14 protein-coding genes are annotated in these 13,828 nt (G+C 36.1%); 11 read left to right on the top strand and 3 right to left on the bottom strand.

Going from position 1 to position 13,828, the window contains the following annotated elements:
- Positions 1 to 83 precede the first annotated feature (83 nt).
- The 7 genes from V7719_RS08925 to V7719_RS08895 all read left to right on the top strand — a co-directional run bounded on the left by V7719_RS08925 (position 84) and on the right by V7719_RS08895 (position 6,994).
- On the top strand, positions 84 to 689 hold the full coding sequence (locus tag V7719_RS08925; protein WP_335729539.1) for an LUD domain-containing protein: 606 nt from the start codon (positions 84 to 86) through the stop codon (positions 687 to 689).
- Positions 690 to 1,511 carry a phosphatidate cytidylyltransferase gene (locus tag V7719_RS08920; RefSeq protein WP_335729537.1) on the top strand — a complete coding sequence of 274 codons (822 nt, stop codon included), beginning with the start codon at positions 690 to 692 and terminating at the stop codon, positions 1,509 to 1,511. It abuts the gene before it with no gap.
- Complete coding sequence (locus V7719_RS08915; RefSeq protein ID WP_335729536.1) at positions 1,501 to 2,154, top strand: phosphatidylserine decarboxylase family protein; 654 nt, start codon at positions 1,501 to 1,503, stop codon at positions 2,152 to 2,154. Before V7719_RS08920 ends, V7719_RS08915 begins: the two co-directional genes overlap by 11 nt.
- A complete protein-coding gene (locus V7719_RS08910; RefSeq protein ID WP_335729534.1) occupies positions 2,151 to 2,417 on the top strand; it encodes an acyl-CoA-binding protein in 267 nt (88 codons plus the stop codon). The genes V7719_RS08915 and V7719_RS08910 overlap by 4 nt, the downstream gene beginning before the upstream one ends.
- 25 nt (positions 2,418 to 2,442) lie before the next feature.
- The gene (locus V7719_RS08905; RefSeq protein ID WP_335729533.1) at positions 2,443 to 3,339 is read left to right on the top strand and encodes a M28 family metallopeptidase; all 897 of its coding nucleotides are present in this window, start codon (positions 2,443 to 2,445) and stop codon (positions 3,337 to 3,339) included.
- 18 nt (positions 3,340 to 3,357) lie between these two features.
- Positions 3,358 to 4,437 carry an NADH:flavin oxidoreductase gene (locus V7719_RS08900; RefSeq protein WP_335729532.1) on the top strand — a complete coding sequence of 360 codons (1,080 nt, stop codon included), beginning with the start codon at positions 3,358 to 3,360 and terminating at the stop codon, positions 4,435 to 4,437.
- 121 nt (positions 4,438 to 4,558) lie between these two features.
- Positions 4,559 to 6,994: an outer membrane beta-barrel family protein gene (locus V7719_RS08895; protein ID WP_335729531.1), complete on the top strand. Its 2,436-nt coding sequence runs from the start codon at positions 4,559 to 4,561 to the stop codon at positions 6,992 to 6,994.
- Positions 6,995 to 7,201: 207 nt separating this feature from the next.
- Here the strand turns inward: V7719_RS08895 and V7719_RS08890 are convergent, their stop codons facing one another.
- A complete protein-coding gene (locus V7719_RS08890; RefSeq protein WP_335729530.1) occupies positions 7,202 to 7,894 on the bottom strand; it encodes a hypothetical protein in 693 nt (230 codons plus the stop codon).
- A gap of 129 nt (positions 7,895 to 8,023) precedes the next feature.
- On the opposite strand from V7719_RS08890, the gene V7719_RS08885 reads away from it, so the two are divergent.
- From V7719_RS08885 to V7719_RS08870, 4 genes are read left to right on the top strand one after another with little or no spacing between them, the layout of a single operon-like run.
- Positions 8,024 to 9,244, top strand: coding sequence for a sulfite oxidase (locus V7719_RS08885; protein WP_335729529.1), 1,221 nt, complete (start codon positions 8,024 to 8,026; stop codon positions 9,242 to 9,244).
- Positions 9,244 to 9,717 carry a monoheme cytochrome C gene (locus tag V7719_RS08880; RefSeq protein ID WP_335729528.1) on the top strand — a complete coding sequence of 158 codons (474 nt, stop codon included), beginning with the start codon at positions 9,244 to 9,246 and terminating at the stop codon, positions 9,715 to 9,717. The genes V7719_RS08885 and V7719_RS08880 overlap by 1 nt, the downstream gene beginning before the upstream one ends.
- The gene (locus V7719_RS08875) at positions 9,701 to 10,627 is read left to right on the top strand and encodes a sulfurtransferase (protein ID WP_335729527.1); all 927 of its coding nucleotides are present in this window, start codon (positions 9,701 to 9,703) and stop codon (positions 10,625 to 10,627) included. The genes V7719_RS08880 and V7719_RS08875 overlap by 17 nt, the downstream gene beginning before the upstream one ends.
- 1 nt (position 10,628) lies before the next feature.
- The gene (locus V7719_RS08870; RefSeq protein WP_335729526.1) at positions 10,629 to 11,504 is read left to right on the top strand and encodes a sterol desaturase family protein; all 876 of its coding nucleotides are present in this window, start codon (positions 10,629 to 10,631) and stop codon (positions 11,502 to 11,504) included.
- 55 nt (positions 11,505 to 11,559) lie between these two features.
- Here the strand turns inward: V7719_RS08870 and V7719_RS08865 are convergent, their stop codons facing one another.
- Positions 11,560 to 12,474, bottom strand: coding sequence for a dimethylarginine dimethylaminohydrolase family protein (locus V7719_RS08865; RefSeq protein ID WP_335729525.1), 915 nt, complete (start codon positions 12,472 to 12,474; stop codon positions 11,560 to 11,562).
- A 64-nt stretch (positions 12,475 to 12,538) separates the two neighbouring features.
- Positions 12,539 to 13,825, bottom strand: a complete 1,287-nt coding sequence (locus V7719_RS08860; protein ID WP_335729524.1) for a citrate synthase — start codon at positions 13,823 to 13,825, stop codon at positions 12,539 to 12,541.
- Between the last annotated feature and the right edge of the window lie 3 nt (positions 13,826 to 13,828).

Genomic DNA, 13,828 nt, shown 5'->3' with positions numbered 1-13,828 from the left:
CTTAAATTAATATTGCATTAGTTTAAGTTTTTTTATATTTGAGAAATACATTAATTAAATTAGGTTAACAGCAAATCCTATACATGAGTCTATTTCGTAAAATCTTCGGTTTAAAAAATACTCCAGAAGACAACATAAAAAGCGAAGAGAGAGGCAAATATATGCCCGAAATAAAGCTGCCCGTAGATGAACAATTCACTATTAACTTTAAGGCTAATGGTGGAAAATTTCTCTATTGTGAAAATATGCAGGAGGTCTTTGATTGCCTAAATTCTATTTTAAAGGAAAACAATTGGATAGATGACAAAGTCTTGCTATTTGATGAACGCTTGGGTGAATTATTCGCGGATTTTGACTTCAATACTACGATGCGTATTTCAGAAAGCACTTATTTCTTTTCTACTTGTGAGTACCTCATTTCTGATGATGGCTCTTTACTTATTTCTTCCAACCAGATTGCAGAGAAAAAATTAAAAGAACTACCAGATAATTTTATTATCTATGCCACTACTAGTCAGTTTGTTCAAAATATCGGTGAAGGTTTACGTGGAATAAAAGGTAAAAACAGAGATAGAATCCCAACTAACATTACAACCATAAAGCACTTTAAAACGATAGAAGATAAAGACTTTCTTACCTATGGAAGCAGCTCAAAAAACCTATATTTGTTGCTCCTAGAAGATTTATAAATGAAAGAACTTGGTACCAGAGCACTCTCAGGATTATTATATATTTCATTACTCATTGGATCGCTATTTTGGCAACATGCACTTATAGCATTATTTTTTATTTTTGGGTTAATTTGCCTAGCAGAATTTAAAAAACTCATCCAACTAAAAAGCTTCTGGCCTTACCTCATATTTTCACTATTATATTTTGGATTTGCCTATTGGAAGCTATTTGCTGATTCTTCAAAAGGCTTTAACGAAGCGTCACAGATTCTACTCGTTATTACCATTTTTGTACAACTGATTTTGATTAAGGATTTATTTTCAGAAAAAACAATTCCGTTGTTTAGTACCAAACGATTTATTATAACGACCTTTTATTTATCTAGTAGTTTTGTCTTTTTGATATCCATAGCTAACTTCAATCATAACTTCACTCCTCTACTCCTTTTAGGATCATTTATATTAGTTTGGGTTAACGATACATTTGCATATTTAGTTGGAAAAAACTTCGGGAAGCAAAAGCTATTTCCTAGCATTTCTCCTAAGAAAACTGTAGAAGGTTTTTTAGGCGGACTCTTTTTTTCATGCATTGCAAGCTATTTTATTGCTAACTTTACAGACACGTTGAGCTTTACAAATTGGTTGATTTTAAGTATCATTATTAGCGTCTTCGGAACGATTGGTGATTTAATAGAATCCAAGTTTAAACGTATGGCCAATGTCAAAGATAGTGGTGTCATTATGCCTGGACATGGTGGCTTATTAGATAGACTAGACAGTATTATATTTGCTGCGTCTTTTATATTTTTATTTTTAAGAATTGTAACATATGTTTCATAAAGAAGGTTTTAAAATTATTTTCATCACGTTGGTTATCGTGATTACATCTATCCTTTTAATCGATCGGTTTATCGATATTAGTTGGTTGCGATTGACGCTAATGATTGGTATGTTGGTACTTCTTGTGCTTATCCTTCAGTTTTTCAGAAACCCAAAACGATTGACTAATAAACAAGATCATACAGTCGTTTCACCTGTTGATGGAAAAGTCGTTGTGATTGAAGAGGTTTTCGAAAAAGAAGTTTTTAATGATAAACGCATACAGGTGTCTGTATTCATGTCACCATTAAATGTGCATGTGACACGTTATCCAATTGGCGGAAATGTGACCTATAGTAAATATCATCCCGGAAAGTTTCTAGTAGCTTGGCACCCGAAATCGAGCGAAGAAAACGAACGTACCACAGTTGTTGTTGAAAACACTAACTTTGGAAAAGTACTATACCGACAAATTGCTGGAGCATTAGCCAAGCGTATCGTTAACTATGCCAAAGCAGATGATAAAGTAGTGCAAGGCTCAGATTCTGGATTTATAAAGTTTGGATCTCGTGTGGATTTATTTCTTCCTCTAGATGCCGATATTAAAGTAGAACTCAATCAGAAAGTAAAAGGAGGCGAAAGTATAATTGCTGAAAAACGATGACTTCAGAAGAATTAGACATAGAATTCATAGAATCGGTAGAGCGAGTCAATGCGCATAACGAGCCTTTTCCTGCAGACCTTCTACTGCGACTCTACGCCTATTATAAGAAAGCCAGTAACAACTACAGCAGACCAAGTAGCAGCAAGCCTATTATCAATGCGTTTAAAACGAATGCGCTGTTTCAAGTTCAAGATGTGACTGAAGACGAAGCCAAACGTATTTATATCGATTTGGTTACTAACTACTTTTTATACCGGAAATAATCGGTTTCATTTTAATACAATTTACATGAAAAACATAGCCTTTGTTTTACTTGCATCGATACTTTTCAATGTGAGTAATGCACAAACCTTGAACTCCTTTTATGCTGATGTGGTTGCTAAAACTTCTGAATCAACTATTCTCAACGATTTGAAAGCCTTTGAAAATTTCGGAATTAAAAACGTAGGATCAGAAGCATTAACCGACTGTGAAAACTGGATCACTGCCCGATATCAAAGTTTAGGCTATGTAGATGTGGTAATCCAACCGTTTACATACAAAGCTGGAACGAGCAATAATATTATTGTGACCAAAACCGGAACCAAGTATCCAAACACCTTTATCGTTATTGATGCGCACTACGATACAATTAATGGTCCTGGAACTAACGATAATGGCACAGGAACTGTTCTCATCATGGAACTCGCTAAACTTTTAAAAGATATCGATACCGAATACTCTATAAAATTCATCCATTTTTCTGGTGAAGAAGATGGCTTGATTGGCAGTAAATATTATGTAAAAAATACGGTTACTCCAGAAAAATTGGATATTAAATTAGTATTCAATATAGACGAAGTTGGTGGTGTTAAAGGCAAGACCAATGACATTATAGTTTGTGAACGTGACGAGTCTAATCCAAAATCGAATAATGCAGATTCTGACAAAGCCACAAAGCGCTTAGCAACGTGTATGGCATTGTATTCCAATTTAAAAACTGAAATCGCTAGTGCTTATGCTTCCGATTATATGCCGTTTGAAGACAATGGACTAATCATCACAGGCTTATTCGAAAAACATGAATCTCCTGTCAACCACACTGCTAAAGACGACTTAGCACATATGGACGTTAACTATGTCTACGAAGTGACAAAAGGTGCTTTAGGAGCTGCTCTAGAATTTGCTGGAGCTTTTAAAAAGTAACTCAAAGCCAAACCCATAATGTCAAACACATTACTTAGTCAACTGCAATTTTCTTGTGGTACCAAAATGAAAAATCGGTTTATGCTCGCTCCAATGACCAATACCCAAAGTCATGAAGATGGGACACTCTCTGATGACGAATACAAATGGTTAGTAATGCGGGCCAAAGGCGGATTTGGACTCACAATGACTTGCGCGTCTCATGTGCAAGCCATCGGGAAAGGCTTTCCAGGACAATTAGGCATATTCTCTGACCAACATATCGAAGGCCATAAACGATTGGTTGACGGAATTAAAGCCTATGACAGTTTAGCTGTGATTCAGTTGCATCATGCTGGTATGCGCTCTCCTAAAGAAGTGATTCAACAGAAATCTGTTTGCCCTTCGGAAAGCGAAAAACACAATGCTCGTGCCTTATCATTAACTGAAGTACATCAACTGCGAGATGATTTTATTACTGCGGCTGTACGTTCGCAAAAAGCAGGATATGATGGCGTGGAAGTTCATGGTGCTCATGGATATATCTTGACTCAATTTTTGAGTAGCCAAATTAATCAACGTCAAGATGGTTATGGTGGAAGCCTAGCCAAAAGAGCACGATTATTATTTGAAATCGTTGATGGTATCAGAGCTGCTTGCGGCCCCAAGTTCTTATTAGGTGTTCGTCTCTCACCTGAACGTTTTGGCATGCAACTGCATGAGGTCAAAATCATATCTCAGCAATTGATTGATGCCCATAACATTGACTTTATCGATCTCTCTCTTTGGGATGTTTTTAAATTACCTGAAGAAGCTGTACATCAAAACAAAACATTGCTAGAGCATTTTGCTGAACTCGATTTTAAAAAAACGAAATGGACGGTTGCTGGCAAGATCAATACTGGTGAAGATGTTGCTAAGATATTAAACGCTCATGTCGATTTTGTCTCTATAGGTCGTTCTGCAATTCTACATCATGATTTCCCAAAACAAGTTATTGATAAACCAAACTTCACTCCTACAGAATTACCTGTCTCTGAAACCTATTTACAAAACGAAGGCTTAGGTCCTGACTTTTTGACCTATATGAAGCGATGGCCAAATTTTGTTGTGGAGTAAATCGAAACTACATGTTGCTTCCTCAAAAACATCACAAAATCAATTAAATAATTATCTTTATCGTAATGACCTGAGAATAAAGCAGTCTCAAATATATATAATCAATCAGTACCGATCACTTATGCTTCATTTAAAGAATTTCCTTTTAGGACTGCTTTTGTCCTTATCTATATCGGTTTCACTAATCGCACAGAATACAAACAATGAAATTAAAGGTATCGTAAAAAATGACGATGCGACTTTTATAGAGCTTGCTTCCATAGGACTTTTTCTAAACAATACCAGTTTTGTGAATAGTGCTGTGACTAATAAACAAGGTGAGTTTAGTATCAAAAATATTGCGCCTGGCTCCTATACTATTCGGATAGACTATTTAGGTTATGTGACTTACGTTTCAGAATCGTTTAGCGTTGGAACAACGGAGACCAAAATGTTACCAATTATTATTTTAGAAGAAGAGAATAACCAATTAGATGAAGTGGTCATCACCAAGAAAAAACAGATAATCGAGGTCAAAGCGGACAAAATCATTTTTAACGTAGCTAGCAGTCCGAGTGCCTCAGGAACCAATGGTTTAGATTTATTGAAAGCGGCTCCTGGTGTCACCTTAGATATTGACAATTCGATATCTCTTTTAGGTAAAGGTAATGTTCAGGTGTATCTCAATGGTGTTCAATCACGTTTATCAGGTAATGATTTAACCACCTTTTTACAAAGTCTCACTTCAGATACCGTAGAATCTATAGAAATCATTTCTAATCCTGGCGCTCAGTATGAAGCTGAAGGGACAGGTGGTATTATAAATATCCGACTTAAAAAATCGGTAGCAACAGGTTTTAACGGAAATATTACCTCAAGTTTTACTAAAGGTGAAGAATACCGCTACAGCAATAATGCGTCATTAAACTTAGGCTTTGAAAAGCTTCAAGCCAACCTTGACGTCACACAATCGCATAATAACAATCCCGTAATTTTTGACGATCGTAAACAACAAAACAATGCCATTCTTTTACTCAACTCTAAAGACAACCAAATTAGAGGTGGTTACAATATTGGTCTAGGACTAGAATCTCAATTAAGCAACAAACACTATATTGGCTTTAATGGTCGAGCCATTTTTAATTCCATCGATCACACCTTAAATAGTTTTACTGATATTTTTACTGCTGAACCAGAAGCATTGAATGAAATCCTTTTTTCGCAATCCCTTGTCGATGGAAGGTCAAACAATTACTTGTTCAATGGATTTCATTTGTGGACGCTAGACGATGATAGCGCTATCACGACCAACTTGAGTTTAGGTGTTTACGACAGTGAACAAAGCACCATGCAGCCTAACACTTATTTTGAACCCGATGGCAGTACAATCATTACCAGAGACGACACGCAATTTGACTCCGATACACATATCAATTTATGGTCAGCAAAAGTAGATTATGAAAAGAACTGGGACAAGATTAGTCTGTCTGCCGGTTTTAAATATGCACAGGTAAAAACTGAAAATAGCTTTAAATTTTACACTGTGAATAACCAAACACCTATGTTTGATCCAACGCAAAGCAACGACTTTGATTATACCGAAAATGTCACTGCGGTGTATACCAATCTCAATTTTAAATTATGCGAAAAATGGTCACTAAACACAGGACTTCGAATAGAAAATACAGATTCTCGCGGACAACTATTTTCTGAAGTGGAAACCGAAAACAATGATGTCTCAAGAAACTATACGGATTTCTTCCCTAACGTTGGTTTATCCTTTGATGACCAAGAGAAGCATAGTGTTAATTTAAGTGTAGGTCGACGTATTACACGACCTAATTACCAAGATTTAAATCCGTTTGAACGTCCTACGAGTCAGTTGGTAGTTTGGAAAGGAAATCCGTTTCTCAATCCAAATTACATCATGAATTATCAAGCGTCGTATTCGTTTCTACAGAAATATATCATAACGGCTTCTTATAGTAAAACCACTGATTTCTTTTCAAGAATTGTAGAGATTACTGGTGATGAATCGACACAAATTATCCCAAGAAATCTGAATAAATCTACGAACCTAGGGATTTCATTAAGCGCACCCTTTGAATTAACTAATTTTTGGGAAGTAGTTGTTTTTGCAAACACCTCGCAACAAACTTTTAAAGGTGACGTCGAAAGTACCGTTATCGATTTAAGCAATTGGTTATGGGATTACCGCATACAGAATAACCTGAAATTACCTTCAAACATTTTAGTAGACATTACGTTTACACAACGCAGTCGATGGATATGGAGAGGCTCTGTATTTATTCAAGGCACCGAAGGTTTGAGCTTTGGGATTCGGAAAGACTTTTTTGACAAGAAACTCCAATTGCGTATTACAGGAAGTGATATCCTTCGTACCCAGAGTGAATTAATCTATACCTCAGGTTATGGAGGGATCGACTTAGATGGTATCTATACATCAGATAACCGACGCTTTGGCATGGGACTTACCTATAATTTTGGTGGCCCTAAAGCGAAGAGTAAAAAGGTTAAAAGCGCTCTCGATGAAGAGCTTAATCGTATCCAGAATTAAGATCAAAAATTTAAAATAGGTATTAAAGGATAAGAATTAATCCAAACAAATTAGCATTAATACAGCATTAGAATTACACTGAAACAATTAATTCTTCTATTCTGAAATTCTAACCTCTAACAAGCGGCAACGTACTAGAACGTAACAACCTTTCCTGCATCGCAATTTCCCCATAAGGGACTACAAACCAACTCAAGTCACAGATAGCTATACCACAGGCTTAGGCACATGCACACCTTGTATCAATACTGCGACACCCATGACTACCAACCAAATTACTTTAATGTGAAATAGTGGTTTGTAGATTTCAAAATTATCTGGAATACCCATAATAATACCCATAGCGGCAAGACCTAAGAGTACGGTAAACCAGCCTAACCATTTGCCTACGATGTTCCATTTAATGAAACCTGTCCCTAACAAGACCAAGCCAACACCAGAGAAAACACGACCAAAACGTATAAAGCAAGTGACATATTGATTGGTATATAAAATATCATTCATAAAGGTTTGGATTTCGGCGGCAGATTTCCCTGCTGTTTCACCAACACCCCAAGCACCAAAATTATAAAAATACGCATTGGCAATAGCCAAAGTAAAGGTCCCTATAATGAGCATACCAGCACCTGGCAATATGAGCACACGATATGGTTTTCTTGCCGTTACCGACACTAAAGCAAATAATGCAATACCCATGGCGACCCAACCAAAGATGTGAATACGATACATCCATATCCAAGTCCAGACATTTTCACCAATAACTTCAAAATCTGAAGCGACAATGTATTCGCCAATATGATGAGGAGATAGAGCCCATCCTAACCATAGTAGTAATGCTGCTACAATAAATGCCCAACCTGTAAATCTAGTTTCGAAATCTTTTTGCCTGATATTCATCATTGTGTATTTTTAAGTAATTGTGCAATTTAGCAATATCATTACTTTTTTAATGTAACATTGGTTACAAAAGAAGATGAGCAAAAATTGTATCTTGTATAGCTGGTTTTATTAACCTATAAATTAAGCATTTTGAAAAGAAGAGATTTCGTGAAAAAAGCAACATTAAGTTCGTTTGCTACACTTATAGGAACAGAACTTGTTTTCGGTTCTCAAATGCTCGACGGCTACATACCTTTAGCATTGCAGGATCCCGATCCTTTTAAACTATTTAATAAGCATAAAGATATGGTTGTTCTCAATGATAAACCATGGAATATTGAAGCACAAGCGCATTTGCTAGATGATAAGGTGACGCCTAATTCTTGTATGTTCATTAGAAATAATGGATTGGTGCCTGAAGATATTGATGCTAAGACCTGGACGCTTACTATTGATGGCGAATCGGTTAAAAACAAAAAAACATACACATTAGCCGAATTGAAATCTAAGTTCGAACAACATACCTATCAATTAACTATAGAATGTGGTGGTAATGGGCGAGCAGAATTTGATCCACCAGCAAAAGGAAACCAATGGACTGTTGGCGCTGTACATTGCGCCTCTTGGTCAGGAGTGCGATTACGTGATGTGTTAGAAGATGCTGGCATTAAAAGTAATGCCATTTATATTGGATTTCATGCTGTAGATAAGCATCTTAGTAGGGATCCAAAAAAGGAACCTATTTCTAGAGGTTGCCCAATGCCGAAAGCCTTACAAGATGAAACGCTTTTAGCCTTTAAAATGAATGGTAAAGATATTCCACTAATTCATGGCTATCCTTTGCGATTAGTTGCAGGCGGTTGGCCAGCTTCTGTTTCTGGCAAGTGGGTTAATAGAATAAGTATTCGTGATAAAGTTCATGATGGTACAAAAATGAAAGGAACGGCTTACAGAGTACCTTGTGAACCCGTTGCGCCAGAAGAGAAAGTGAAAGATGAAGATATGTGCATCATTGAGTCTATGCCAGTAAAATCATTGATTACCTATCCTAAAACTGGGGCAATGATCAAAAAAGGAAAGCTTTTACATATTAGAGGCCATGCATGGGCAGGTGAACTAGAGATTGCAAAAATGGAATATTCCATAGATTTTGGTTCTACTTGGACTAGCTGTAGTATTGATAAACCAACAAACCGATTAGCTTGGCAACATTTTTCGGCAAAAGTTGATTTTCCGAAATCGGGTTATTATGAAGTTTGGGCAAGAGCAACAGACACTGATGACATAGCACAACCAATGCTATTACCAGGTTGGAACCCTAAAGGTTATTTGAATAATGCGTGTCATAGAATAGCAATAAAAGTAAAATAATGACCAAAGAAATAACATTCAGAGCGCAAGTAAAGAACATATATAGGTTGTTGGCTGCCTTTTTTGCCTTGTTTGTAATTGCTGGTGGCGGATTGGTATATTATGCGAATAACCCTGATGCTTTTGATTTTAATTCGAAATCAGAAACTAGTGTTGCTCTACCTATTGAGGAAGATGAAGATCGTATCGAAAATGGTATCCATGTAAGAACTGGCCTAGTCGATGCGGAAGGATTTATGACTGTTGTAAATAATTGCACCAATTGTCATTCGGCAAAATTAGTGACTCAAAACAGAATGACAACCGAGAGCTGGAATGCAACCATTAAATGGATGCAAGAAACTCAAAACCTCTGGGACTTAGGACGTAATCAAGAGATCATAGTTAATTATTTAGCAACTAATTATCCTCCAATAGCTAAAGGAAGACGTATGACATTAACAAATATAGATTGGTATGAATTGGAGAATTAGTGTTCTATTATTAGTATTGGTTTCGTTAGCTTGTCAGAAAGACAAAGGGAAGGCAGTTGATACTATTGAAAACAATTATTTAATTGAAGCTGAAGAATTAAAATCTATAATTAATCAGGAAAATATCAAGGTGTTAGATTTTAGAAAAAAGGACGTTTATGATAAAGAGCATATCATTGGAGCTTTACATATTTGGAGGACTGATATTGAAGACACCTCCTATCCTTACAATGGAATTATGGCGAGTAAAACACAAATTGAAACATTATTTGGAACGCTCGGTATAAAAACTACAGATACACTTATAGTTTATGACGATAATGGATTGTGTGAAGCTTCAAGGTTATGGTGGATATTACAAAATTATGATTTTAAAAACACAAAACTATTACATGGTGGAATTTCAGAATGGAAGTCAAATAAAGGGCTAGTGACCACCAAAATACCAGAAGTGAATCCAACCATATTCAAACTTACTGAAACACCCATGATGCAGTATTATGTTTCAAAAGAACAGGTAAGTAAAGCTTTAAATTCTAATGTTGTTTTTATAGACACAAGAACCACTGATGAGTTTTCAGGTAAACAGCAAAAAAAAGGAGCCAAAAAAGCAGGAAGACTCCCAAATAGTATTCATATAGATTGGGCAAAAGCTATAAACCACAGTGGTGATCAACGTATGAAGTCACTAGAAGAATTAGAAATCATATATAGTAAATTAAACATAAAAAAGAAGGATTCAATAATTTTGTATTGCCATAGTGGTGTGCGTTCAGCACATACTACTTTTGTGCTAACACAATTATTAGGGTATAAAAATGTAAAGAATTATGATGGCTCATGGACAGAATGGAGTTATTTTAATGATTTACCCTTTGAGAGTGATAGTATAACACTAAATAAAAATTAAAATGGAAAAGTATTTAGACGCATTTATCAAAGCCTTTGAAGGCACATTAAATTGGACATGGAAATCTATAATTTTTGAAGTGCCATGGTACACCAATTATTTTTGGGGACTTATAGCCATCTCTATTTTTGTATGGCTTTTAGAAATCGCCTTTCCGTGGCGAAAAGAACAATCTATATTTAGACGTGACTTTTGGTTAGATGCGTTTTATATGTTCTTTAATTTTTTCATATTCTCAATCGTGATTAGCGGTGTTTACAAAATTTTAGGTTTGCTTTTTGGTGAAGTCAACCTCACAGCAAAAAGTCTAGCACTTTTTGACATCTCACAATGGGCACCTGCATTACAATTATTCGTATTCTTTATTATACTGGACTTTGTACAGTGGTTTACGCACGTCTTATTACATAAATATGGTTTCCTATGGAAGTTTCATAAAGTACACCATAGTGTGAAGGAAATGGGCTTTGCCGCACATTTGAGATACCATTGGATGGAAAATATATTTTATAAACCACTTAAAACATTTGGTGTCATGATTATTGGTGGTTTTGAGCCAGAACAAGCCTTTATCATTCACTTTATAACCATTGCTATAGGTCACTTGAACCATGCTAATATTAAAATTACTTGGGGACCTTTGAAGTATATTTTCAATAATCCTGTCATGCATTTATATCACCATGCCTATACATTACCTGAAGGAAAACATGGTGTGAACTATGGTATTAGTTTAAGTCTCTGGGATTATATCTTTAAAACCAATTACATCCCTGAAGATAGTGGTACTATTGAGATCGGATTTAAAGGTGATGATAAGTTTCCGCACGATTTTATAGGTCAAAACACCTATGGTTTTAAAAAGGGGCAGCGTTGATAATTTGAGTTAAGATGACCTATTGAAATTTGTAAGCTGAATTTAGGGGGTAACCTTATTCCCTAACCAAAGGCAATGTACTACAACGTAACAAACCTTCCTGTTTCGCAATCTCCCCATAAGGGACTTCTTCGACAGTAAACCCTTGTTCACGAAACCAAGTGTTTAATCGAGTAAAATTACGTTCAGAAATTACAACGTCTTCTGAGATTGAAAATACGTTGCTGTTCATATTGTACATTTCATCTTTAGTAATTTCAAAAATGTTCTCTTTTCCAAAGAACTCTACCAACCATTGGTATTCACTTTCTACAAGAAAACCGTTTTTATGTAAGATGGCTTTGTCTTTTCCAACCGGTTGAAAACAGCAATCGAGATGCAAAGCATTCTCTTTGGCTTCGGTATTGGATTTGCGTAATTCAAACGACTTGACCGTTTTCTCAGGAAAGAGTTCTTGTATGGCAATCACCGCATCTATATTGGTACGCGCAGTGATATACTCTGGGTAATCTTCACCAGAATAGGTCCCAATAAAGATATAATCATTCCATGGCATGACGTCTCCACCTTCCACATGACATTCTTCTGGAAGCGTAATCCGTTGCTCTTCTGGAATCTGGCTCAAGACATGCTCAATCGCTTCAATTTCGCGATCGCGATCCGGTAAAATATTGGCTCTTATAAATTTGTGTTCTATAACAAAACCAATATCTCTGGCGAAAATTTGATTGTAATCAGTGATGACTTTTGGTCTGTACACTGTCACATCATACTTCTTAAACACCTTAGCAACCGCTTCCATTTCCATAACCATATCCTCCTCTTTGGGATAGGTTCCTGCATTGATGTGTTCGGCAGATTTTGGATCGTAAGCTTCTTCTAGAGTTGGTACTGGCCCAACACTTTCTGCTGTTCCTAAAACAACAGCACGTAAGCGAGCTGTTTCATTATGTATGTGAGGTATGATCATAGATTACAAATATAAAAAAAGCTCCATAAAATTATGAAGCTTTAGTTGTAGCTTATGATTAAGCTTATCTTTTTTCAATCGATTTAAACGGTCTGTACGTTTCACCAATATATAATTGACGTGGACGACCAATAGGTTCTTTATTCGTACGCATTTCTTTCCATTGTGCAATCCAACCTGGTAAACGTCCCAAAGCGAACATTACTGTAAACATTTCCACAGGAATACCCATCGCTCTGTAAATGATTCCTGAGTAGAAATCGACATTTGGATATAGTTTTCTATCTACGAAGTATGGATCTTCTAAAGCTTCTTTAGCTAAACCTTTGGCGATATCTAAAATTGGATCTTCAACACCTAAATCAGCTAACACTTCATCGGCAGCTACCTTAATGATTTTTGCTCTTGGATCGAAATTTTTGTAGACTCGGTGACCGAATCCCATTAAACGGAACGGATCACTTTTATCTTTAGCTTTCGACATGTATTTATTAGTATCACCTCCATCTTCTTTAATGGCTTCTAGCATTTCTAAAACCGCTTGATTGGCACCACCATGTAATGGTCCCCAAAGTGCAGAAATCCCAGCAGATAGTGACACAAATAATCCAGCATGTGATGACCCTGTGATTCTTACTGTCGATGTCGAACAGTTTTGCTCGTGATCAGCATGAAGAATTAATAATTTATCTAAAGCATTTACTAAAATTGGGTTTTGCTTGTATTCTTCATCTGGACGCTTAAACATCATTTGTAAGATATTCTCCACATAACCTAAAGAGGTACTACCATAATCTAATGGCATCCCATTTTTTTTACGCATCGTCCAAGCCACTAAGATTGGAAATTTACCCAATATTCTTACGATAGCATTGTACATTTCTTCATCAGAATCTACATTCACCGATGTAGGATTAAAAGCTGTCAAAGCACTTGTTAACGAAGCTAGCACACCCATTGGATGAGCCGTTTTCGGAAACGCATCTAAAATCTTTTTGATGTCATCATCAACAACAGCATGCTTTTTAATATCTGAATGGAACTTACCTAGCTCCTCTTCATTTGGCAATTCTCCGAATATCAACAAATAAGCAACTTCTAGGAAATCTGCTTTCTCTGCTAATTCTTCTATGGAATACCCTCGATATCTTAAAATTCCTTTTTCACCATCAAGAAACGTGATTGCACTTTCACAAGAGCCTGTATTTTTATAACCAGGATCAATTGTAGTCACGCCACCAGTAACGCCTCTAAGCGTTTTAATATCAATTGCAACTTCATTTTCGGTACCTGTAACTAATGGGAATTCATGTTTCTCACCATTAATTTCTAGTGTAGCTTTATCTGACATATA

The organism is Psychroserpens sp., from assembly GCF_036960315.1.
Taxonomy (GTDB): Bacteria; Bacteroidota; Bacteroidia; order Flavobacteriales; family Flavobacteriaceae; genus Psychroserpens.
Note: the sequence above shows the minus strand (reverse complement) of the source record. Positions and strands in the feature narration are given on the sequence as shown.